Annotated in this window: 17 protein-coding genes; 9 read left to right on the plus strand and 8 right to left on the minus strand. The window is 67.3% G+C overall.

The genetic code is table 11. The features are described from left to right. Positions 1 to 7: 7 nt before the first annotated feature. From N5K27_RS09520 to N5K27_RS09530, 3 genes are all read right to left on the minus strand, one after another. The gene (locus N5K27_RS09520) at positions 8 to 1,000 is read right to left on the minus strand and encodes an ABC transporter permease (protein ID WP_207958595.1); all 993 of its coding nucleotides are present in this window, start codon (positions 998 to 1,000) and stop codon (positions 8 to 10) included. A gap of 4 nt (positions 1,001 to 1,004) precedes the next feature. Next, positions 1,005 to 2,564 carry a sugar ABC transporter ATP-binding protein gene (locus tag N5K27_RS09525; protein WP_165963059.1) on the minus strand — a complete coding sequence of 520 codons (1,560 nt, stop codon included), beginning with the start codon at positions 2,562 to 2,564 and terminating at the stop codon, positions 1,005 to 1,007. A 96-nt stretch (positions 2,565 to 2,660) separates the two neighbouring features. Continuing rightward, positions 2,661 to 3,713 (minus strand): substrate-binding domain-containing protein, encoded by a 1,053-nt coding sequence (locus N5K27_RS09530; RefSeq protein ID WP_132979247.1) that lies wholly within the window; start codon positions 3,711 to 3,713, stop codon positions 2,661 to 2,663. Between the two features lie 318 nt (positions 3,714 to 4,031). Here N5K27_RS09530 and N5K27_RS09535 point away from each other — a divergent pair, with 318 nt between their 5' ends. The 5 genes from N5K27_RS09535 to N5K27_RS09555 all read left to right on the plus strand — a co-directional run bounded on the left by N5K27_RS09535 (position 4,032) and on the right by N5K27_RS09555 (position 12,360). After that, positions 4,032 to 4,673, plus strand: coding sequence for a TetR/AcrR family transcriptional regulator (locus N5K27_RS09535; RefSeq protein ID WP_207958594.1), 642 nt, complete (start codon positions 4,032 to 4,034; stop codon positions 4,671 to 4,673). 142 nt (positions 4,674 to 4,815) lie between these two features. Beyond that, on the plus strand, positions 4,816 to 9,147 hold the full coding sequence (locus tag N5K27_RS09540; RefSeq protein ID WP_132979246.1) for a DEAD/DEAH box helicase: 4,332 nt from the start codon (positions 4,816 to 4,818) through the stop codon (positions 9,145 to 9,147). A 193-nt stretch (positions 9,148 to 9,340) separates the two neighbouring features. After that, positions 9,341 to 10,363 (plus strand): amidohydrolase family protein, encoded by a 1,023-nt coding sequence (locus tag N5K27_RS09545; RefSeq protein ID WP_087839888.1) that lies wholly within the window; start codon positions 9,341 to 9,343, stop codon positions 10,361 to 10,363. A gap of 184 nt (positions 10,364 to 10,547) precedes the next feature. After that, positions 10,548 to 11,384, plus strand: a complete 837-nt coding sequence (locus tag N5K27_RS09550; protein WP_279815975.1) for a fumarylacetoacetate hydrolase family protein — start codon at positions 10,548 to 10,550, stop codon at positions 11,382 to 11,384. Between the two features lie 34 nt (positions 11,385 to 11,418). Next, complete coding sequence (locus N5K27_RS09555) at positions 11,419 to 12,360, plus strand: VOC family protein (protein ID WP_279815978.1); 942 nt, start codon at positions 11,419 to 11,421, stop codon at positions 12,358 to 12,360. Positions 12,361 to 12,483: 123 nt separating this feature from the next. Here the strand turns inward: N5K27_RS09555 and N5K27_RS09560 are convergent, their stop codons facing one another. Together N5K27_RS09560 and N5K27_RS09565 are read right to left on the minus strand one after the other, a co-directional pair. Next, positions 12,484 to 14,163 carry an FAD-dependent monooxygenase gene (locus tag N5K27_RS09560; RefSeq protein ID WP_279815981.1) on the minus strand — a complete coding sequence of 560 codons (1,680 nt, stop codon included), beginning with the start codon at positions 14,161 to 14,163 and terminating at the stop codon, positions 12,484 to 12,486. Positions 14,164 to 14,185: 22 nt separating this feature from the next. Continuing rightward, positions 14,186 to 15,169: a tripartite tricarboxylate transporter substrate binding protein gene (locus N5K27_RS09565; protein ID WP_087839891.1), complete on the minus strand. Its 984-nt coding sequence runs from the start codon at positions 15,167 to 15,169 to the stop codon at positions 14,186 to 14,188. A gap of 107 nt (positions 15,170 to 15,276) precedes the next feature. Here N5K27_RS09565 and N5K27_RS09570 point away from each other — a divergent pair, with 107 nt between their 5' ends. Then, positions 15,277 to 16,170, plus strand: a complete 894-nt coding sequence (locus N5K27_RS09570) for a LysR substrate-binding domain-containing protein (protein WP_087839892.1) — start codon at positions 15,277 to 15,279, stop codon at positions 16,168 to 16,170. A gap of 9 nt (positions 16,171 to 16,179) precedes the next feature. On the opposite strand, the gene gtdA is transcribed toward N5K27_RS09570, so the two are convergent. From gtdA to N5K27_RS09585, 3 genes are read right to left on the minus strand one after another with little or no spacing between them, the layout of a single operon-like run. Next, positions 16,180 to 17,211, minus strand: coding sequence for a gentisate 1,2-dioxygenase (gene gtdA, locus N5K27_RS09575; RefSeq protein ID WP_279815986.1), 1,032 nt, complete (start codon positions 17,209 to 17,211; stop codon positions 16,180 to 16,182). After that, positions 17,208 to 18,398 carry a 3-hydroxybenzoate 6-monooxygenase gene (locus tag N5K27_RS09580; protein WP_279815988.1) on the minus strand — a complete coding sequence of 397 codons (1,191 nt, stop codon included), beginning with the start codon at positions 18,396 to 18,398 and terminating at the stop codon, positions 17,208 to 17,210. Before N5K27_RS09580 ends, gtdA begins: the two co-directional genes overlap by 4 nt. Beyond that, positions 18,395 to 19,270 carry a fumarylacetoacetate hydrolase family protein gene (locus tag N5K27_RS09585; RefSeq protein ID WP_087839895.1) on the minus strand — a complete coding sequence of 292 codons (876 nt, stop codon included), beginning with the start codon at positions 19,268 to 19,270 and terminating at the stop codon, positions 18,395 to 18,397. The genes N5K27_RS09580 and N5K27_RS09585 overlap by 4 nt, the downstream gene beginning before the upstream one ends. Positions 19,271 to 19,385: 115 nt before the next feature. On the opposite strand from N5K27_RS09585, the gene N5K27_RS09590 reads away from it, so the two are divergent. The 3 genes from N5K27_RS09590 (at position 19,386) to N5K27_RS09600 (ending at position 21,391) form a co-directional block, all read left to right on the plus strand. Continuing rightward, on the plus strand, positions 19,386 to 20,279 hold the full coding sequence (locus tag N5K27_RS09590; RefSeq protein WP_087839896.1) for a LysR family transcriptional regulator: 894 nt from the start codon (positions 19,386 to 19,388) through the stop codon (positions 20,277 to 20,279). A 61-nt stretch (positions 20,280 to 20,340) separates the two neighbouring features. Beyond that, positions 20,341 to 20,817 (plus strand): hemerythrin domain-containing protein, encoded by a 477-nt coding sequence (locus N5K27_RS09595; protein WP_087839897.1) that lies wholly within the window; start codon positions 20,341 to 20,343, stop codon positions 20,815 to 20,817. 94 nt (positions 20,818 to 20,911) lie between these two features. Next, positions 20,912 to 21,391, plus strand: coding sequence for a hemerythrin domain-containing protein (locus N5K27_RS09600; RefSeq protein ID WP_087839898.1), 480 nt, complete (start codon positions 20,912 to 20,914; stop codon positions 21,389 to 21,391). The last annotated feature ends 23 nt before the right edge of the window (positions 21,392 to 21,414 follow it).

The following is a 21,414-nucleotide window of genomic DNA, read 5'->3' on the forward strand; positions in this document are numbered from 1 at the left end:
CCGCGGCTCATTCGCCGCGCTGGCTCCGGCGAGTCTTGTCGAGCACCACGGCGGTCAGGATGACCAAGCCGGTCATGAGGGTCTGCATGAAAGAAGACACCCCCATCAGGTTCAACGAGTTAGAAAGCATGGAAAGGATCACTGCGCCGTAGAGCGCATGCAGCATCGAGCCGCTGCCACCGGTCAGGGCGATGCCGCCCAGCACCACGGCCGCGACCGAGTGCAGTTCCAGGCCGGCGCCGGCCATGGGTTGCGCCGAGTTGACCCAGGCCGTCAGCACGATGGCTGCCATACCGGCGGTCAACCCGCTCATGACATAAACCAGCACGGTGTAGAAACGCACATCGATGCCGGAGGCGTAGGCTGCCTTGGCGCTGGAGCCGATGGCGTAGAAATAGCGGCCGGCCACCGTAAAGCGCAGCAGCAGGATGCCCAGCAGCAGTGTCACCACGGCGACCAGTGTCGGTACCGGAACGCCAGCCACCGCGCCGTAGCCGAACAGCTCGATGAAGGAATCGGGCATGTCGTAGATGGGCAGGCCGGACGAGGCCATCAGGGCCAAGCCCTGGCACACCGACAACATGCCCAGCGTCACGATAAGCGGTGAGGCGCGGAAACGTGTCACGAACAGACCGTTGACCAGGCCGACCACGGCGCCGGTCAGGAGCATCGCAAGCAAGCCGGCGAACATGCCGAACTGGTTCATGACCAACACGCCGTACACACCGGACAGCGCCAGATTGGCCGCCAACGAGAGATCCAACCCTCCAGTGATCACCGCCAGCGCCTGGCCTACCGACAGAATCAGCAATGGCGCGGTCTGCCGGCTTAGGTTCAGCAGGTTCTCAGCAGTCCAGAAACGGGGCTCGACAATGCCCGTCACCGTCGCCAGCAGGGCGATGAAGGCCGGAAGTATGTAGTCCTTGCTCCGGAAACGCTTCATGGGCTTGGCAGCATGGCCGCTTAACTCCTGGCTCACGTCCATCTCGCTCGTCGTCACGGTCTTACTCCACATGGGCGGCGGGGACCTGCATGGCCGCGCGCCCCAGCACGCCGGCAATGACACGGTCTTCGTCCGCCATTGAAGGATTGATGATTTCGTCGGTCATGCGGCCCCGGTAGATGGTGTAGACCCGGTCACAAAGGGTCAGCGTTTCCGTCAGGTCGCTCGACAACACCAGGAAGGACTGACCGGCGTCGGCCCGCGCCTGGATGCTTTCGTAGATGTCGTGCTTGGAACCGATGTCGATCCCCGCGGTCGGCTCTTCCATCACCAGCACTCGGGGATCGGAGCCGAGCGCGCGGCCGATCAGTACTTTCTGCTGATTCCCGCCGCTCAGGCTGGTGATGGCCTGCTCTTCCGAGCCGAAGCGCACGCGAAGCGCCTTGAGCGCCTCGTGTGCCTGGCGTTTTTCGCGGTCGCCCCGGATCAGGCCGAAACGCGCATGTTTACGCAGCGAGCACAAAGACAGATTCTCCCGAATCGACCGTTGAGGCAGGATGCCTTGCTCCTTGCGGTCCATCGCGAGATAGCTCAAGCCCAGCATGCGGGCCTGCGAAGGCCCGCGCGGCCGATAGGGCCGGCCCTCGAACAGCATCTCGCCGGCGAGCGGCGGCGAAATGCCGGCCAGCGCCCGGGCCAGGGCCTCACGGCCACTCCCCACCACGCCATAGACGCCGACAATTTCCCCACGCGCCACGGTCAGATCCACCCCTCCGCAGCCGTCTCCGGTACGCAGACCCGAAACCTGCAGCACGATTTCGCGCGAGGACTTGGAGCCGCGCCGCTGCTGTCCGCCGAACTGCCGACCGGTCAGCATTTCGATCAGCGCCTGCTCGTCCAGCCGCTCGTCCACGGCAACTGTGCGGGTGATACGGCCGTCGCGCATGGTGCTGACCGTGTCGCCGATCTCGAATACCTCGCGCATGTGGTGGGTAACATAGAGAATGGCCGTTCCGCGCGCCTGCAAGCGCCGCACCAAGGCAAAGAAGGCCACTTTCTCATGCTCGCTCAGTGCCGAAGTCGGCTCGTCGGCGATCAGCAACCGGGGGCCTTGCAGCAACGCCTTGGCAATTTCCAGCATCTGCTTCTCGCCTACGGTCAGCGCCCCGACCTGTTCGTCCAGAGGCAGGTCGAGCGACAATTCCTCCAGCATGGCACGAGCCCGCTCGCGCTCCGTGGCGCGCGTCAGCCGGCGGAAAGGGTAGCTGCCGCGCTCGGTACCCAGGAACAGATTCTCGACAACGCTCAAATGCGGAGCCAGCGACAGCTCCTGGAAGATGATCGAAATGCCTTGGGCCCGGGCGTCTTTCGTGCTGCGAGGCGCGACAATCTGTCCGCACAATCGGATCTCGCCGCCGTCGGCGACCTGTACGCCGGCCACGATCTTCGCGAGCGTCGACTTCCCGGCGCCGTTCTCGCCCAGCATGATGTGCACTTCGCCAGCGCGTACGCACAACGAGGCATCGGCCAGCGCCTGCGTAGCCCCAAAGGCCTTGGAAAGCCCCGACACTTCCAATACCGGTGTGCCGGCAGCGCCGTCGTTCAGATGCGACTCAGTCATGATTCCGCTCATATCAAGGACCGGAGAGTCAGCGCCGCCCCGTGCCCCGGCTTGCAGCCGAGGCGACACCTGGCAATCGGGACAGCGTGCCCGCGCTTACTGAAAAGACGGTACCTGCCAGCTTGCCGGCGGGCGGTCGTAGTTCGATAAGTCGTAGCCCGCCAGATCCTTGGCGGTCATCTCGACCAGCGGAACATGGAACTCGGGGTAAGGCACGGCACCGGCCGGGGTCATCTCGGGCAAAGGCTCGCCGTTCAGGAGGCGGGTGAGCACCTGTATGGCTGAGCGGCCCATCAGGATCGGCTGTTCGGAAACCACTACCGCCACCTGCCCTTCCTGCATCAGCGTCACGGTACGGTCGGTAATCGTGCCGGTCGCGACCTTGGCCTTGCTCTTCATGCGCTTGACCGCCATACCCGCACCGATACCCAGGTTGGCGGCTGCGGTATAGATGAAATCAGCCTCCGGATACTTCACCAGCAGGTCCGAAGCTTGAGCCAGGCCGTCCTCGAGCTTGGTATCGCCCCGGAAGGTATTGCCCAGCAGCGTCATGCCAGGGCACTTCTTCGCGCGGCCTTGCACACCGTCAAAGCGCAGCTTGTTCCAGGCCGGGCCATTGGGCCCTGGCACGGTAATGACCTTGGCCTTGGGGTTCTGGCGGCAGATATAGTCAGCCAGCATCGCACCCACCTCGACCTCGTCGATGGTGACGCCGGCCTGCACCAGCTTGCTGTTGACCGGCACGCCAACAGCAATTACCTTCACGCCCTTGTCGGTCAGGCGCTTGATCGCACGGTCGAAACCGTCGTAGTTGGTTGCCCCAAGAATGACCGCGTCCAGATCGATGGTGGATAGGCTCTCGAGTTGCGCAATCTGCTCTGCCACCTTGCCATAACCGCCCGCGCCCATCAGCCTGACGATTTGCACGCCAGCCGGAGCTGCTTCCTGGGTCAGGCCGTAGGCGATGCCCTTCCAGTAATCGTCGACGAAGTGGACCAGCGTCACGCCGACGCGGTAGGGCCTCTTTGCCTTCGTTTCCTTGATCACGCCACGCAGGCGATCGGGGTTTTCCGCATGCGCGGACGCACAGCCGATTGCCACCGATACCGCCACTGCAACACCTGACAACGCTTTACGGATCATGCTCATTTCACATTCCCCTTGTGTATGCGCGATCCTCGCGGATCCGCGTTTTCCCAGCGTGTCTCCCCGGTTCTTATGGGCCTGCTTCTGGTGCTTGCTTTGGTGCTTACTGCTCTCGAACGGTGCGTGCCAAACCCTTTCCCGAATACGTCTGCGACGGCAAAACCGGGTTTATCGAATGCAACTCATTTTTCGAATACTATTCGAATTCGAACGTGAGTCAAGAATATTTTTTTAAACTTAGGGTATGCCTGAAAACAGAGAACCTTACGAAGGTGCGCGAGCGCCAAGAACTTCACACCACTGCACAAAGGAAGAAAAGCAATGACCATGCCGGACTCGCCCCGGGCGGAATCGCGCAGTGAGAGAAAACGTCGACAGAATCGCGAGGCGCTGATCGAAGCGGGGTACCAACTCATCGCCGACAAGGGCATCGACGCGGCAACGATGTCGGAGATCGCCGAAATGGCCGACGTCAGCGCGGGCACGGTCTACTACTACTTTGACTCCAAGGACGAGCTCGCCATGGCGGTCATGGAGCGGGTGATGGAAAGGCTGGCGTGGCGCATCAGCGTCGCCACCAAAGGTTTTGACGATCCCGCCAGCGTCTACGCCTTCGGCGTACGCTCCACCATCCAGATCGCCACGACCGACCAGCGCTGGAACTGGTTGCTGCGGCGCTCTGAAGTCATCGCCGACGCGATGTTCCGGGTGCTCGGTCCGCACGCCACCCGCGACCTTCGCCTGGCCGCGGCCGCCGGCCGCTTCCACTTCGAGGATGCCGAACTCGTCTATCGGCTGACCACTGATGCTATCGTCGGGATTTGCCGCGCCATTTGCGACAACCAGCTGAGTTCCGCCAGCATCGACGAAGCCGTCATCCTGCTGCTCGGCATGGCCGGCATGCCTCGCGCCGAGGCAAAGAAAATCTTCCGCAAGAAATGGCCGAAGCTGCCGGAGGATTGAACAGTCCCGCACCGCCCGCACGGCGCCGCACCGTTATGACGCCTATACCATCACTTTGACGCGCTGGCTGCCGGCGAATCGAGGCATCTTGGCCGATTTTCGGCCGGTTGCGATCCGGCGCGGCGCCCTCATATAGTGGGGCATGACTTCCGCCCGCCATCCCGTGGATGCCCTTGAAGGCTTTCACCCCGCCGTCGCCGCGTGGTTCCGCCGCACCTTCGGATCCGCCACCGACGCCCAGCGGTGCGCCTGGCCGCACATCCGCGCCGGCCGGCCCACGCTGGTCGCCGCGCCGACCGGTTCCGGCAAGACGCTCACTGCCTTCCTCGCAGCCATCGACGAGCTCGTGCGCGAAGGCGTGGCGGCGGGAGGCGCGCTTCCTGATGCCACCACGGTGCTTTACGTCTCGCCGCTGAAAGCCCTTTCCAACGACATCCAGGTCAATCTGCAGACACCGTTGGAGGGCATAGGCGCGGAGCTGTCGCGCATGGGGCTGCCGGACCCCGGCATCCGCACCGCGGTGCGCACGGGGGATACCGAGGCCCAGGCCCGCCATGCGATGCGCAAGCGGCCCCCCCATATCCTGGTGACTACCCCGGAATCGCTGTATGTCTTGCTGGGCTCGGACAGCGGACGCCGCATGCTCGCCGACACGCGCAGTGTCATCGTCGATGAAATCCATGCGCTTGCCGGCAACAAGCGAGGCAGCCATCTTGCCCTGAGTCTGGAGCGGCTGGACGCCCTGTGCGGCAAGCGGCCGGTACGCATAGGCCTGTCTGCCACGCAGAAGCCCCTTTCCGAGGTAGCCCGTTTCCTGGTCGGCAGTGCGCCCCAGTCTGGCTGCGAAATCGTCGACATCGGCCATACCCGGCGGCGTGACCTCGGCATCGAATTACCGCCCGTTCCTCTGGAAGCCGTCATGGCCACGGACGTCTGGGACCGGGTCTACGATCGCATGGCGGAACTGGCAAGCCAGCATCGCACCACCTTGGTTTTCGTCAATACCCGGCGCATGGCCGAGCGCGCCGCACGCCACCTGGCCGAGCGTCTGGGCGAGACGGCCGTCGCCGCCCATCACGGCAGCCTGGCCAAGGAGCACCGGCTGGATGCCGAGCAACGGCTCAAACGGGGCGAATTACGCGTGCTGGTTGCCACCGCGTCGCTCGAACTGGGTATCGATATAGGCGACGTGGAACTGGTTTGCCAAGTCGGGTCGCCACGCGGCATCTCGGCCTTCCTGCAGCGCGTGGGCCGTGCCGGACACCAGGTAGGCGGCGTGCCGAAAGGGAGGCTGTTCCCCACGTCGCGCGACGACCTGGTCGAATGCGCGTCGCTGCTCGACGCCGTGAGGCGCGGCGAACTCGACACGCTGCGGATGCCGCGCGCGCCGCTGGACGTGCTGGCCCAGCAGTTGGTGGCCGAGGTCTCGTGCCAGGAGTGGAAGGAAGAAGAACTCTACGCGCTGGTGCGGCGCGCGTATCCCTACGCCAGCCTGGAGCGCGCCGCCTTCGATGCCGTGCTGCGCCTGCTGGCCGAAGGCTATGCCGGCCGCCAGGGAGTGCGGGCGTCGTACCTGCATCGAGATCCCGTGGCCGGCACGCTGCGTGGCCGCCGCGGCAGCAAGCTGACCGCCGTCACGTCCGGCGGCACGATTCCCGACAACGCCGATTACGCCGTGCTGCTGGAGCCGCAAGGCCTGATGATAGGCACGGTGAACGAGGACTTCGCGGTCGAAAGCCTGGCCGGCGACGTCTTCCAGCTGGGCAATACCTCCTACCGCATTCTGCGTGTCGAAGCCGGCCGGGTACGCGTGGAGGATGCGCATGGCGCCGCCCCCAGCATTCCCTTCTGGCTTGGCGAAGCCCCTGGCCGCAGCGACGAGCTTTCCGCCGCCGTAGCGCGGCTGCGGGCCGATGTCGAACGCCTGCTGGGGTCGGGGCCGCTACCCGATATCGATGCCGGCGTCCGCGGCCTGCAGGAAACCATCGGCCTGGACGCTGCGGCCGCGCGTCAGATCGTCGAGTATTTCGCCCGCGCGCGCGCAGCGCTCGGGCGGCTGCCTACCCAGGACGTCCTGGTCATGGAGCGCTTCTTCGACGAATCCGGCGGCATGCAGCTGGTCATCCATTCGCCCTGGGGCAGCCGGCTCAACCGCGCCTGGGGCCTGGCGCTGCGCAAGCGATTCTGCCGCAGCTTCAATTTCGAACTGCAGGCCGCGGCGACCGAGGACACCATCATCCTGTCGCTGTCCACCAGCCACAGCTTCCCACTCGATGAAGTCTGGCGCTATCTGCATACGAATACGGCCGAGCACCTGCTGATCCAGGCCTTGCTCGATGCGCCCTTGTTCAACGTCCGCTGGCGCTGGAACGCAACCACCGCGCTCGCGCTGCCGCGCTACGTGGGCGGCAAGAAAGTCGCCCCGCAGTTGCAACGCATGAAGAGCGACGACCTGCTGGCCGCGGTTTTCCCCGACCAGGCCGCCTGCCTGGAGAACGTGGTGGGCGAACGCGAGATTCCCGACCATCCCCTGGTGGCCCAGACCATAGACGATTGCCTGCACGACGCGATGGACGCCGAAGGCTGGCTGGCCCTGCTGCGCCGGATCGAGCGCGGCGACATCGCGTTGATCGCCCGCGACCTCCCTGCTCCCTCGCCCTTGGCCATGGAGATCCTCAGCGCACGCCCCTATGCCTTCCTCGACGATGCGCCGCTGGAAGAGCGTCGCACGCAGGCGGTTCACGCCCGTCGTTGGACCGACCCTGCCTCGGCCGACGATCTGGGAGCGCTCGACGCGGACGCGATCGCGGCAGTCGCCGCCGAAGCGTGGCCGGAAGTGCGCAACGGCGACGAAATGCAGGAGGCCTTGATGAACCTGGCGTGCGTGACCGACGCCGAGGCCGCGGCCAACGAAGGCTGGCCGGACTGGCTCGGGTCCCTGGCCGCAGGCGGACGGGCGGCACGCCTGTGCGTGCAGCCGGGGACCGGTTTGTGGGTGCCGGTCGAACGGCTCGCGTGCTTGCGCGCGGTCTATCCCGGCGCCGGCGCCGAGCCCGACATCGCCATTCCGGCGGGCTACGACGAATCGTGGGAGCAGGAGGCGGCACTGGTGGAGGTGGTCAGGGCGCGCCTGGCCGGCTTCGGGCCACGATCGCTGCCGCGCATCGCCTCCGACTTGTCCTTGCCCGAACCCGCCGTGGCCGCAGCCCTGGCCGTGCTCGAGGCCGAAGGCTACGTCATGCGCGGCCGCTTCCACCCGCAGGCACGGCAGGAAGAATGGTGCGAACGGCACCTGCTGGCCCGTATCCACCGCTACACCATCAAGCGCCTGCGCCGCGAGATCGAGCCGGTCGAACGGCAGGACTTCATGCGCTTCCTGCTGGCGTGGCAACACGTCGCGCCGGACGCCCGCCTGCAAGGCCCCGGCTCCCTGCCACAGGTCATCGACCAGTTGGAAGGCTACGAAGCCGCTGCCGGAGCCTGGGAATCGGACATCCTGCCGGCGCGGCTCGACGCCTACTCGCCCGGCTGGCTGGACGGGTTGAGCCAGGCCGGCAAAGTGGTCTGGATGCGCCTGGCGAGCCAGGGCAAGTCCACGGCCGGACCGGTGCGCGCCACGCCCATGGTACTGCTGCCCCGGCGCCACCTTGGCCCCTGGCAGGCGCTCGTGCCGCCAGACCACCAGGCCGAATTGTCGGCACGCGCGCAGCGGGTGCGCGAGGCACTGGCCAGCCACGGCGCGATGTTCTTCGACGAACTGCTGGGCGACACCCGCCTGCTGCCCAATGAACTGGAAACGGCGCTGGGCGAACTGGTCGCGGCGGGCGCCGCGAACGCCGACAGCTACGCCGGCCTGCGCGCGCTGCTCGTCCCCGCGTCCCAGCGCACCGCCCACCAGCGTCGGCGTTCGCGCCACGGCACGGCCCCGAACCAGATGGACCAGGCCGGCCGCTGGGCGCTGCTGCGCCGGCCCGCCGCCACCGACCCCGCGCCCCCCGGCAAACGTACGCGTACGGATCCGCAGGTCCTGGAACACATCGCCCAGGTCCTCCTGCGCCGCTACGGCGTCGTCTTCTGGCGCCTGCTGGAACGCGAGGCCCGCTGGCTGCCGCCGTGGCGCGAGCTGCTGCCCGTGCTCCACCGCCTGGAGGCCCGCGGCGACGTGCGGGGCGGCCGCTTCGTGGCCGGCCTGGCGGGCGAACAGTTCGCGCTGCCCGAGGCCATCCCGCTGCTGCGCGGCATCCGGCGCCGCGAGCCCGGCGGCGAACTGGCCTGCGTCTGCGCCGCCGATCCGCTGAACCTGGCGGGCGTGCTGCTGCCCGGGGAAAAGATACCCGCGCTGGCCGGCAACCGCGTACTGTATCGCGACGGACTGCCCGTGGCCGCCGCCGTCGCGGGCGACATCCGCTATCTGGTCGAGGCCGCGCCCGACGAGCGCGAGCGGCTGCGCGCGGCGCTGGTGGCGCGACGCTGAAGTCCCCCCGGCGGCCCCTCCCGGCCGCGCAAACCCGAAAAGCAGAAATGCGGAAAACAGCGGGTATCGCGCAAGTGCAAGCGGCTACAATTGCGCGTTGCGTAGGCGGCCCACGGGCCGTCCGGATTCTCCCCCATCGATGGCCCCGCGGCCCCGGCCGACGCCATCCTTCGCCACACAGGAATTGCGCAGCATGATCATCGATTGCCACGGTCACTACACGACCTCGCCTGCCGCCCACAACCAATGGCGCGACCAGCAGAAGGCCAACTTCAAGGCCGGCGGCGACATCGACCCGGCCTATCCCGATATCTCCGACGACGAGATCCGCGAGACCATCGAGAAGAACCAGCTGCGCCTCCTGCGCGAGCGCGGCGCCGACATGACCATCTTCTCGCCTCGTGCCTCCGCCATGGAGCCCCACGTCGGCAACGAGAACGTCAGCCAGGTCTGGGCCCGCCGCTCGAACGACCTGATCAAGCGCGTCGTCGACCTGTACCCCGAGACCTTCATCGGCGTCTGCCAGCTGCCGCAATCGCCCGGCGTCTCCATCGCCAGTTCCATCGCCGAGCTCGAGCGTTGCGTCACCGAACTGGGCTTCGTCGGCTGCAACCTCAACCCCGACCCGTCCGGCGGCAGCTTCAGCGCCCCGCCGCTGACCGACCGCTCGTGGTATCCGTTCTTCGAGAAAATGGTCGAGCTGGACGTGCCGGCCATGATCCACGTCTCGGGTTCGTGCAACTGCGCGATGCACGCCACCGGCGCCTACTACCTGGCCGCCGATACCATCGCCTTCATGCAGTTCATCGAAGGCGACCTGTTCCGCGACTTCCCGACGCTGCGCTTCATCATTCCCCATGGCGGCGGCGCCGTGCCCTACCACTGGGGCCGCTACCGCGGGCTGGCCGACATGCTCAAGCGCCCGCCGCTGGCCGAGCACGTGATGAAGAACGTCTACTTCGACACCTGCGTCTACCACCAGCCCGGCATCGACCTGCTGTTCGAGGTCATCGACGTCGACAACATCCTGTTCGGTTCGGAAATGGTGGGCGCGGTGCGCGGCATCGACCCCCAGACCGGGCACTATTTCGATGACACCAAGCGCTACATCGACGCGCTGGACATCCCGGCCGAAGACAAGCGCAAGGTGTTCGAACTGAACGCGCGCCGGGTCTATCCGCGCCTGGACGCGCAACTGAAGGCACGGGGACTGTAAACCGCGGTTTCCCCCTTGCCTGACGGGGCCTGCCGGCCTCCAAAGGCCTCCACCGATACTTGTCAGGTATCGGTGGAGAAAACCCGCCATCTTTTCCCCATCGCTCCCCCGCTTTACGCTTGCATCGGGCACAAGGGCGTGCTCATTCTTCCCGCACGCCCCATAACAGAGACAGGAATCCCCGATGCGCTACGTCCGCTTCCTCCACGACGGCACCCCCTACCTCGGCACCCGCGAGGGCAACAAGATCCGGATCCTGGGCGAGGAATCGATCGAATCCCTGCTGGCCGCCGGCATCGACCTCGAAACCTACGCCGGCACCCGCGGCGGCGGCAAGCTGGTGGACGAGGCCGACGTCGCCTACCTGCCCGTCGTCGAGCATCCGGCCAAGATCTTCTGCATCGGCCTGAACTACGCCGACCACACCAAGGAAAGCAAGTACGAGCAGCCCGCCTATCCCACCATCTTCCCGCGCTACGACACCAGCCTGGTCGGCCACGGCCAGCCCATCGTCCGGCCTCGTGTGTCCGACTCCCTGGATTTCGAGGGCGAACTGGCGGTGGTGCTCAAGCGCGGCGGCCGGCACATCCGCAAGGAAGACGCACTCGACTGCGTCGCCGGCTATGCCTTGTTCAACGACGGCTCGGTGCGCGAATACCAGTTCCTGTCCCCGCAATGGACGGTGGGCAAGAACTTCGACGCCACCGGCGCCTTCGGCCCGGAACTGGTCACCGCCAGCGAAGTCCCCCCCGCGGCGCGCGGCCTGCGCCTGGAAACCCGCCTGAACGGCGAAGTGGTCCAGTCGGCCAGCACCGACGACATGATCTTCGACATCCCCACGCTGATCAGCGTCATCAGCGAAGCGATCACGCTCGAACCCAGCGACGTCATCGTCACCGGCACGCCCGCCGGCATCGGCTGGGCTCGCACGCCCAAGTTGCTGATGCGCGCCGGCGATGTCTGCGAGATATCGGTGACCGGCTTCGCCACCCTGCGCAACCCGATCGCCGACGAAAACTGAACGTCCGGCCACGACCGCACGACGGAGGAGACTCATGACCACACAGACCCAGCATGGCGCGAGCGCCCGGCAAGCCGCGGTGCACTCCATCGACCACTACGCGTTGATGGTTCCGGACCTGCCCCTCGCCCGCCATTTCCACGAGGCCTTCGGCCTCACGGTCGAGGACGAGGGCCATGGCCTGGCGCTGCGGGCGCGGGACGGACACGTCTCGGCCCGCCTCCACGCGGGCCCGCGCAAGGCGCTGGCCTACCTCAGCTTCAATTGCTATGCCGGCGACCTGGCGGCCATCCGCGCTCAGCTGGAGCAGGCCGGCGTCGCAACGGCCGCCGGCGTGCCGCACGCCACCGCCGAGGGCATCTGGTTCCACGACGCGGACGGCAACCTGATCCAGGTCAAGGCCGGCCCCAAGATCACCCCGGACGCCAAGAGCCCGCTCGACGACATCCACGTGCAGGCCGACGCGCGCGGCGCCCGCTTCCGCAGCCAGGTCGCCCAGGTCCGCCCGCGCCGCCTGTCTCACGTGCTGCTGTTCACGCCCGACGTCTCGCGCGCGCTGGCTTTCTATGAAAAGACGCTGGGCCTGAGGCTGTCCGACCGGTCCGGCGACGGCATCGCCTTCACCCACGCCCCGCATGGCTGCGACCATCACCTGGTTGCCTTCGCCCGCAGTTCGGCACGCGGCTGGCATCACTCGGCCTGGGACGTGGCCAGCATCGACCAGGTCGGCCAGGGAGCGGCGCAGATGGCCGCAGCGGGCTACACGCGCGGATGGGGAACGGGCCGGCACGTGCTGGGATCGAACTTCTTCCACTACGTGCGCGACCCGTGGGGTTCGTACTGCGAATACTCGGCCGACATCGATTACATCTCGGCCGAGCACGGGTGGCCCTCGGGAGATTTCCCGCCCGAGGACAGCCTGTATCAGTGGGGGCCGGACGTGCCGCCGGACTTCATTCACAACACCGAGGCCTGATCGAGCATACATGCCGGTCGATGCGACCGGCATGCAGACTCCACCCCACTGCTGGCCCTGGCCAGCGAAATACGCGAAGCGGTCGAGGACGGTGCGTTCGCGCAATGGTGCCGCCGGCGGCGGTCAGCCCATCCGCCCCCGGCCTGTCGCCCGGGCCAGCGTCGACCGCGCATCGGCCCCCGCCCGCCCCCGCCAGGCGATATGGTGGTCCGGCCGGATCAACACCCGCTCGGCGCCATAAAGCGCCCGCGCGGCGTCATCGTCGAGCTCCAGCACCTCCAGGCCCAGGCCGTACTCGTCCGCCACCGCGTGCCACGCCTCGCGCTCGGCGGCCGGCAGCACGCCAAAGGCAAGCAGCGTGAAGTCGCGCCCGAACAGGTCGAACAGCACCTTGCCGCGCACGACGGCATGCGGCGCGCGCGACCCCGGCAAGGCCAGGGGCACGTAGCGGTTCGGATCGTCTTGCGGCGCGGGACCTGGCTCAACGGCGACGATGGGACTGTCCAGGTAGCGCACGCCCAATTGCAGGCCGGGAATGTTGAACTCGCTGGCCACGTGCGCGGCCAGGCGGCGGCCGAGCTCGGCGCGCGCCCGCACGCCGGCCTCGCTCTCTTCCTCGATGTCGGCGCCGGCGCGCAGGTTGCCGATGCTGTCCGCCATGCTGCGCGCGAAGGCCGTATTGCGCAGCGCCATGGGCCGGCGTTCGCGCTCGTAGCTGTCCAGCAGCGCGGGCGGGGCCGCGCCCTGGATGACGGCGGCCAGTTTCCAGCCCAGGTTCACCACGTCGTCGATCGAGGTGTTGTAGCCCATGCCTCCGGTGGGCGTGAAAAGATGCGCGGCATCGCCCGCCAGGAACACGCGGCCACCGGCCATCCTGTCCGCCACCAGCGTATAGCCGGCCACCCAGGGCAGGCGATCGATGAGTTCGAAGTCGAATTCCCTGCCCACCACGGCATGGGCGGTGGCGACCGGATCGATGTCGCCAGGCGCCTGGCCGGGGGCCAGTTGCACGGCAAGGAGGAAGGTCTCGATGCCGTCCACGGCGATCAGCAGCCCCCGCTGGCGCGCGTTCACGGCCCAATACTGCCAGGCGGGCTGCTTGCCGATCGCGTCGTAGAGCCGCCTGGACCGGAAGTAGATGGACAACATCTGGCCGCCGAAGAAATCGCGCTGCTCGCTGCCCTGTCCGGAATAGCCCACGCCCAGCGACTTGCGCACCAGGCTGCGGGGACCGTCGCACCCGACGAGGTAGCGCGCTTGCAGTTGCCACGCCTGACCACCGCCTTCGGGTTCGACCGTGGCCGTGACGCCCTGCTCGTCCTGTTCGACGGCCACCGCGCGCTGCCCCAGGCACAGCCGCACGCTTGGATACGCGGCCGCGCGCCGGCGCAGCACCGGCTCGATCAGCATCTGCTGCACCCGATGCGGCAGCTCGGGAGTCGGCCACGCATCGCTGCCGTAGTCGCCGGCATTGTCCGGAGCATGGCCGCCGGCCTCGCTGCGCCGAGCCGCCTCGCCGCGGCTCGGGATCCTGAACCGCGCCAGCTCGTGCTCGGCCAGCTGCGTGCAATAGACCACGTCCTGCGGATAATCCGGCGGCAGGCCCAGGGCCCGGATCTCGTCGGAGAAACCCCGCCGGCGATAGTGCTCCATGGTCCGGGCCGAGGTCGCGTTGGCCTTGGGAAAGGCCGGCGGATCGGCATCCTCTTCCAGCAGGACGCAGGGAATGTCCCGGCACCCGAGTTCGATGGCCAGCATCAGGCCGGCGGGACCGCCGCCGACGATGGCGACTTCTGTCTGCATGGTATTCACGGTAAGGCTTCCTTCAGTCCGTCGTCGCCCCCGTGCGCCGCACCATCTCGGCATAGCGGGGAGTGTCCTTGCGCATCCACTCGGACACCGTCGCGCCGGGAACGGCGGCGGGCACGAATCCGAACGTGGCCATCCTGGCCTTGACCTCGGGCACGTCCAGCGCCGCGCGCACCGCGCGCGAGATCGCCTCGACCCGCTCGGCCGGCGTGCCCGCCGGCGCCACCAGGGCGACCCAGGTGGAGGCATCCACGCCCCGGGGTCCGCCCGCCTCTTCCAGCGTGGGCACGTCGGGCAGGGCCGACGATCGCTGGCCGTCGGCCACCGCCAGCACGCGCAGCTTGCCGGCCTGGATCAGCGCGCCGGCAGTGGCGTACGAACCCAGCGCCCAGGTCACTTCTCCGTTGGCCACGGCCGCGTACAGTTGCGCGGTGTCCTTGAACGGCACGTGCAGCATCTGCGTGCCCGTGGCCGCCTCGACCTGCGCGGCGCCCAGGTGGCCAGGGCTGCCGACCGCCCACGAACCGTACGTCACCTTGCCCGGCGAAGATTTGGCCGCGGCGATCAGCTCGGCCACCGACTTGACCGGACTGCCGCTGGAGACCACCACGAAGAACGAGGTCCGGTACAGCCCGCCGACGGGGACATAATCCTTGACCGGGTCGTAGGGCAGCTTGCGGAACAGGCTGGGATTGATCGCCATGTGGCCCACGTCGACGACGCCCAGGTCATAGCCGGTGGCCGCGGCGCGGCGCACCGCCTCCATCGAGATGAAGCCGTTGCCGCCCGGCCGCGGTTCCACCACGACGGCCTGGCCCCAGTCCTTGGACAACTGCTCGCCCACCATGCGGGCTACGGCATCGGGGCCGCTGCCCGCCGGAAACGGGCTCAGCAGCCGCACCGGCCGGGTGGGAAAGGCATCCGGCTGCGCCGCGCCGGCGGCCATGGGCTGCAATGCCATGGCGCAGAACAGGGTTGCCGCGAATCTGGCTAGGGTCATGGTTTGTCTCCGTAATGGGGTACTTGTTGTCGGAGACGAGTCTAGGTAAGGTCAGTGCTTACAGAAAGATGGCAAAATCCTTCCATCGATACCTAGGCGTTATCGACATGAAACTGCACCACCTGCGCGACTTCGTCGCCATCGCCGACGCGCACAGCGTGCGCGGCGCCGCGCGGGCGCTGGGCCTGGCCCAGCCCGCCCTGACCCGCAGCCTGCGCGAACTGGAAGGCGAACTGGGCACGCCCCTGCTGGAGCGGCACGCGCGCGGCGTGGTGCTGACCCCCATCGGCCAGGCCTTCTACGGCCGCGCGCACGCCGCCATGGCGGAACTCCAGCGCGGGCGCGAAGAAGTGGCGCAGTTGCTGGGCACCCCATCGGGCACGGTCACCGTCGGCCTGTCCAGCGCGGTCTGGCTGGTCATGGCGGCGCGGGCGCACCAGGGGTTCCGCAAGAAATATCCAGGCGTGCGGCTGCGCATGATGGAAGGCTTCTTCTCCATGCTGGAAGGCCGCCTGCAGGACGGTACCCTGGATTTCTTCATCGGTCCCCGGCCCGCGCGCCCCATCGGCGACGGCTACAAGGTGGACCTGCTGTTCCACAATGACCGGGTGGTCGTGGGCCGCAAGGGCCATCCCCGGCGCCACGCCACCAGCCTGGCGGAACTGGTCGACGAGGACTGGGTCCTGACGGGCGTGCGCGAACGCGTGGAGGCCGAATTCGAGGATGCCTTCGCCAGCCAGGGGCTGCCCCCGCCGGTGCCCATGACCCAGGCCGAATCCATGGTGGGCGTGGCGGCGCTGCTCAGCTCGACCGATGCGCTCGCCATGCTGCCGCGGCAGTGGCTGCAGGCCCGCCTGTTCGAAGGGGTGATCGAGGCCATCCCGGTGCGCGAGCACATCGAGGGCCCGGACATCGTGCAGATCTCGCGCGCCGGCGTACCCTTGACGCCGGCGGCGGCCTATCTGTCCACCTTGTTCGAACGCGCCGCGGTCTCGATGTGACCGCGGCCCTCAGCCCGCCTGCTCGCGCCAGATGTCCAGGCTCTGCTGCGCCGGCCGGTCCGAGAAACTGAACAGGACGGTATCGGCATCCGCATGCAGGGTGTAGGGCATCCATGACGGGCAGACGAACACGTCGCGCTGGCCAAAGCGCAGTTCCCGTCCGCCTATGCGGCACGTCCCGCTGCCTTCTCGCACGGCATAGACGGTGGCGTCGGTCGAACGATAGGCCGCGCCGTCGAAACCGGCCGGCAGGTACTGCAGGAACGTACCCATGGTCGGCATGGGCCACCCGCCGGTGACGGGGTTGACGTATTGCAGCTTGTGGCCCCAGCACGGATGCGGCGCCTGCGACCGCGCGAAGGCCAGCAAGGCCTCGCGGCTGCGCGCGTACGGGTACCAGCACAGCGGCGAGGTCCGGCTGGCCGGCTCGAAACCCACCGGCTTCATCGTCGCGCCGAAGGCCGCCAGGTTGTCCGCGCCATCGCCGCCCTGCCCCAACGGCGCGGCCTCGCCCTTCTCCATGAATTGCGCGTCGAACAGTTCCACGATGGGCACGTCCAGCCCGTCCAGCCAGACCATGGGCTCGTCGGAGGGATTGCCGTGGTCGTGGAAGGCCCACGACGGGGTGATGACGAAGTCCCCCTCCTCCATCGCGATCCGGCGTCCGTCCACCGCCGTATAGGCGCCCTTGCCCTGCAGGACGAAACGCATGGCCGACTGCGAGTGGCGATGCGGCGGCGCCACTTCGCCGGGCAGGATGAGCTGCAGCCCCGCATACAGGCTGTGCGTGATGCGGGACCGGCCGCGCAGCCCCGGGTTCTCCAGCACCAGGACCCGGCGCTCGGCCTCTTCGGCGCTGATCAGGTTGCCCGCGTCCCGCAGGTAGGGCCACATGGTTGCCCACGGCCAATGGCAAGGCTGGCAGGGCGTGGACGGCGTGGGCGTGATCAGGCCGTGCAGCACTTCCCACAGCGGCGTGCAATGGCTGGCGTCGATGCGGCCGTAGAACGCCTCGCGCCGCGCGCGCATGTCGTCCGTCATCGCGGAATCTCCTTCGGGTCGTACATCCAGGCCATGCTTTCCATGGTCTGCTCCGCCGTCCTGGCGCCCAGGAACGCGTTGCGCAAGTCGCGCGTGGCGCCCGCGGCGTGGTAGGCATGCCCATAGAGCCGCGCCGTCAGCTGCGTGCGGGCGGTGCGCAGGTAGCGCGCCTGCTGGTAGTCCAGGAACGCGGCGGCCATGTCGCCCCGATGGGCCTGCACCTTGCCGGCCAGGCACACGGCATCTTCCATCGCCATGCAGGCGCCCTGCGCCAGGTATTGCAGCATCGGATGCGCGGCATCGCCCAGCAGCGTGACCCGCCCTTTGCTCCAGTTGGCCACGGGTTCGCGGTCGCACAGCACCCACATGCGCCAGGACTCGATCTTCTCGAGCATGCCCAGGACCAGGGGATGCGCGCCCTGGAAGCGCAGGTGCAGTTCCTCCGGGTCGCCGTAGGTATCCCAGCCGTCCTCGTAGCGATCGCTGTGGAACACGGCCACCAGGTTGAACAGCTCGTTGCCGCGCAGGGGGTAGTGGACCAGGTGATACTTGGGCCCCATCCAGACCACCATCGCGTTCAGCCGATTGCTGTCGGGCACTTCGTCGGCGCGCAGCACCGCGCGGTAGGCGATATGGCCCGAGACGCGGGGCTTGCCGTCGCCCACGATGCCCACGCGGATGGTGGACCAGAGCCCGTCGGCGCCGATCAGGGCCGCGCCAGTGAACGTCTCGTCACGTTGGGTACGGACCACGACGCCGTCCGGCGTGTCCTCGTAGTCCTGCACCTTGGTGGCGGCATGCAGCGTGACGCGCCCGCTTTCGCGGCAGGCTTCCAGCAGGACCGCATGCAAATCCGCGCGGTGGATCAGTCCGTAGGGCCGGCCGAAGCGTTGCGGGAACAGGCGGGCGACGGGCAGTTGGACCAACCGTTCGCCGGACAGCGCGTCCATCGCGACGATGTCGTCGGGAAACGAGGCCAGCCGGTTCACCTTGTCGGTGATGCCCAGCGCATCGAAAGTATGGAAGGCGTTGGGGCCCAGCTGGATGCCGGCGCCGATTTCCTTGAAGGTCTCGGCCTGCTCGAACACCGTCGCCGGGCGCCCGGTGCGCGCCAGCGCCAGCGCCGCTGCCAGACCGCCTATGCCGCCCCCCGCCACCAGGACCCTGGATGTATCGTCCGCGCTCATGCCGGGTCTCCCGCCTGCGCCTGGCGCACGGCCACCGTCATCCGGCCCACGCCGGCCACCTCGACGTCGATGACGTCGCCCGCCTCGACCGGCCCGACGCCTTCCGGCGTCCCCGTGAACAGCAGGTCGCCGGGATGCAGCGTGTAGAACGACGAGGCCAGCTCGATCAGCTCGGGTATCCCCAGCACGAGGTCCCGGGTATTGGCCCGCTGGCGCGGCTGGCCGTTCACGGTCAGCCAGAAATCCAGGTTGGCCGGATCCGGTACTTCGTCGGGCGTCGCCATCCATGGTCCCAGGACCGAATAGGTATCGATGGACTTGCGCAGGCTGCGCTCCTCCGGCCCGCGGGTGGTCATGTCCAGCCCCACGCAATAGCCGGCGATGTACTCGTACGCCCGCGCGGCGGGAATGTCGCGGCCGCGCCGGCCGATCACGACCACCACCTCGGCCTCGTGGTCGTTGCGGCGATCCGGATGCTTCAGGGCGACCCCCGCGGCCGGACCGACCAGGGAACTGGTGGCCTTCAGGAACAGGCCCACGCGCTGGATTTCGCCGACCTGGTTGCGATGATGGATTTGCGCATCGCTCCGGGCTTCGTCCAGGTGCTTCAGGTAGTTGACCGGCGCCGCGATGATCTTGCCCGGGCTGGCCACCGGGCTCAGCAGGGAAACGTCCTTCAAATGCAGGCTGGGCGCCCCCGGCAACAGGTCGCGGATGCAGCGCCGGACCACGTCCAGGTTGGCGATCAGCGGGTCGAAGGGCGGCAGCGGATAGGTATGGGCGGGCAGGACGGCAAGAGCGGGCGTGACGTCGCGGACCCGGTCCCCTTCCACCAGCCCCAGCCGGTCCGCGTCGAAGCGGCAAAGCAGCATGGATGTCTCCTTGCAGGAATGTCAGGCAGGAAGACTAGGGATGCCTCACTATTGCGTCAATCGACTAGAATTTATTCATCATATTTAAAAATACAATATCCCTTTCTCGCCCTCCATGAGCAAACTCGACCTGACGGACCTGCGCCTTTTGCAATCCCTGGGCCAGACCGGCACCGTATCGGCCACGGCCGACGAACTGGGCCTGAGCCAGCCGTCGGTCAGCATCCGGCTGGGCAAGCTGCGCCGGCACTTCAAGGACCCGCTGTTCGTGCGCACGTCCGCCGGCATGGTGCCTACGCCCCGCGCCGCCTCGCTCACCTCCGCGGTGCAGGGCGCGCTCGCCCTGTTCGACGGTACGGAAGGCCGGGACCCGGACTTCGATCCCGCCACGTCCGACCGGGTGTTCCGCATCTGCATGACCAACACCGGCCAGATGGTCGTCCTGGCCCGTCTGCTGAACCGCCTGGCCGAGATCGCCCCCCACGTACGCCTGGAGATACGAGACCTGGATCCGGACACGCCGCGCCGCCTGGAAACCGGGGATGCCGACCTGGCCATGGGCTACACGACCAGCATGCAGGCGGGTTTCCACCAGCAGACGCTGTTCAGCGAACACTATGTCTGCCTGGTCCGTGCCGGCCATCCGCGCGTCAAGGCGAAACTGACGAAATCCCAGTTCCTGTCGGAGTCCCACGTGGCCGTGATGACCACCGGCACGGCCCACTGGCTGCTGGACAAGGCGATCGACGACGCCGGCATCGTCCGCAAGACGGCCTTGTGGGTACCGTCCTTCCTGGGCCTGGAGGAAATCGTCGCCAGGACCGACCTGCTCGCGCTGGCCCCCATCCACCTGGCTCGCATCCTGGCCGCCCACGGAACGATCCGCTACCTGGCGGTGCCGTTCGATCTGCCGTCCTACCTGGTGCGCCAGTACTGGCACGAGCGCTATCACCGCGATCCAGGCTGCAAATGGCTGCGGGCGGTCGCGGCCAGCGTGTTCCAGGAGTAGCGGGCACGGCGTTTGCTAAGGGTCCCCACCTCAGTGAGAGGGGCACTCTGGAGAAACCCTTATGAACAAATCGACCATACCGGCCCCGCAAAAGGCCGCCCTGAGCCTGTTGCTGGACGACCATCGCAATGCCAAGAAGCTGTTCAAGCAGTTCAAGGACGCGGGATCCGACGCGGAAAAGGAAGAAATCGCCCAGACGGTCTGTAAAGAATTGACCATCCATACCAAGCTGGAAGAGGAAATCTTCTATCCCCTGGTCCGGCAGGAAGGCGGGGAACCCTTTGCAGACCTGCTGGACGAGGCGGTCGTGGAGCATGCCAGCGCCAAGGAATTGATCGCGCAGATCCAGGCGATGAAGCCCACCGACGAGATGTACGATGCCAAGGTCACCGTCCTGGGCGAATACATCAACCATCACGTCAAGGAAGAAGAAGAGGAACTGTTTCCCAAGATCGTCAGCAAGAAGATCGACCTGCGGGAAGCGGCGGACATGATGGCAACGCGCAAGGAAGAGCTGATGGGCACCGTCCCGGCCTGACGGCCGGGCAGCCGGGCGGGAGGCTTCGCTGCCCGGCTGCCCCCAAAAGCGGGGTACCATGTCCACCTGCTTGTCGATACTACCCAGAAGCCCCATGAAGCAAGAACCGACTTTGCGCGACGACAGCGCTCCTCGCCCGGAAAGCGACACCAGCTTTCTTTGGTCCGATGCCCGGCTGCTCGGATTCCACCCCATGGACGAGTCGCACAAGGAGTTCTACGACGTCGCCTTCCGGCTGCTGACCTGTACCCAGGACTCCGCGCCGGCCGCGCTGGACGCGTTCGAGGAACACGTGAAATCGCACTTCGGCCAGGAAGAAGAGTGGATGCGTACCACCGACTTCCCGCCGTCCGACTGCCACGTGCAGGAACACGAAGCGGTCATGAAATCCACCCGCGAGGTGCGCGAACTGTTCCTGAGCGGGCAGGCCGACGTGGCGCTGGTGCACGACTTCGCCCTGCACCTGTTCCAGTGGTTCCCCGGCCATGCCGACTACCTGGACGCGGCGCTGGCCGCCTGGATGAGCAAGCGGGCCTACGGCGGCAAGCCCATCGTGCTGCGGCGCAAAATATAAGGTGGAAATATAAGGCGGGAAGG

This window comes from Pigmentiphaga sp. GD03639, from assembly GCF_029845405.1.
In the GTDB taxonomy this organism is placed as follows: domain Bacteria; phylum Pseudomonadota; class Gammaproteobacteria; order Burkholderiales; family Burkholderiaceae_B; genus Pigmentiphaga; species Pigmentiphaga daeguensis.

Excerpts from the sequence above, each read along its gene's own strand:
- N5K27_RS09580 (WP_279815988.1), bottom strand. The coding sequence starts at position 18,398 with ATGAGCGCGGACGATACATCCAGGGTCCTGGTGGCGGGGGGCGGCATA.
- N5K27_RS09590 (WP_087839896.1), top strand. The coding sequence starts at position 19,386 with ATGAGCAAACTCGACCTGACGGACCTGCGCCTTTTGCAATCCCTGGGC.
- N5K27_RS09530 (WP_132979247.1), bottom strand. The coding sequence starts at position 3,713 with ATGAGCATGATCCGTAAAGCGTTGTCAGGTGTTGCAGTGGCGGTATCG.
- N5K27_RS09585 (WP_087839895.1), bottom strand. The coding sequence starts at position 19,270 with ATGCTGCTTTGCCGCTTCGACGCGGACCGGCTGGGGCTGGTGGAAGGG.
- N5K27_RS09525 (WP_165963059.1), bottom strand. The coding sequence starts at position 2,564 with ATGACTGAGTCGCATCTGAACGACGGCGCTGCCGGCACACCGGTATTG.
- N5K27_RS09570 (WP_087839892.1), top strand. The coding sequence starts at position 15,277 with ATGAAACTGCACCACCTGCGCGACTTCGTCGCCATCGCCGACGCGCAC.
- N5K27_RS09560 (WP_279815981.1), bottom strand. The coding sequence starts at position 14,163 with ATGCAGACAGAAGTCGCCATCGTCGGCGGCGGTCCCGCCGGCCTGATG.
- N5K27_RS09540 (WP_132979246.1), top strand. The coding sequence starts at position 4,816 with ATGACTTCCGCCCGCCATCCCGTGGATGCCCTTGAAGGCTTTCACCCC.
- N5K27_RS09600 (WP_087839898.1), top strand. The coding sequence starts at position 20,912 with ATGAAGCAAGAACCGACTTTGCGCGACGACAGCGCTCCTCGCCCGGAA.
- gtdA (WP_279815986.1), bottom strand. The coding sequence starts at position 17,211 with ATGACGGACGACATGCGCGCGCGGCGCGAGGCGTTCTACGGCCGCATC.
- N5K27_RS09535 (WP_207958594.1), top strand. The coding sequence starts at position 4,032 with ATGACCATGCCGGACTCGCCCCGGGCGGAATCGCGCAGTGAGAGAAAA.
- N5K27_RS09565 (WP_087839891.1), bottom strand. The coding sequence starts at position 15,169 with ATGACCCTAGCCAGATTCGCGGCAACCCTGTTCTGCGCCATGGCATTG.
- N5K27_RS09550 (WP_279815975.1), top strand. The coding sequence starts at position 10,548 with ATGCGCTACGTCCGCTTCCTCCACGACGGCACCCCCTACCTCGGCACC.
- N5K27_RS09555 (WP_279815978.1), top strand. The coding sequence starts at position 11,419 with ATGACCACACAGACCCAGCATGGCGCGAGCGCCCGGCAAGCCGCGGTG.
- N5K27_RS09595 (WP_087839897.1), top strand. The coding sequence starts at position 20,341 with ATGAACAAATCGACCATACCGGCCCCGCAAAAGGCCGCCCTGAGCCTG.
- N5K27_RS09545 (WP_087839888.1), top strand. The coding sequence starts at position 9,341 with ATGATCATCGATTGCCACGGTCACTACACGACCTCGCCTGCCGCCCAC.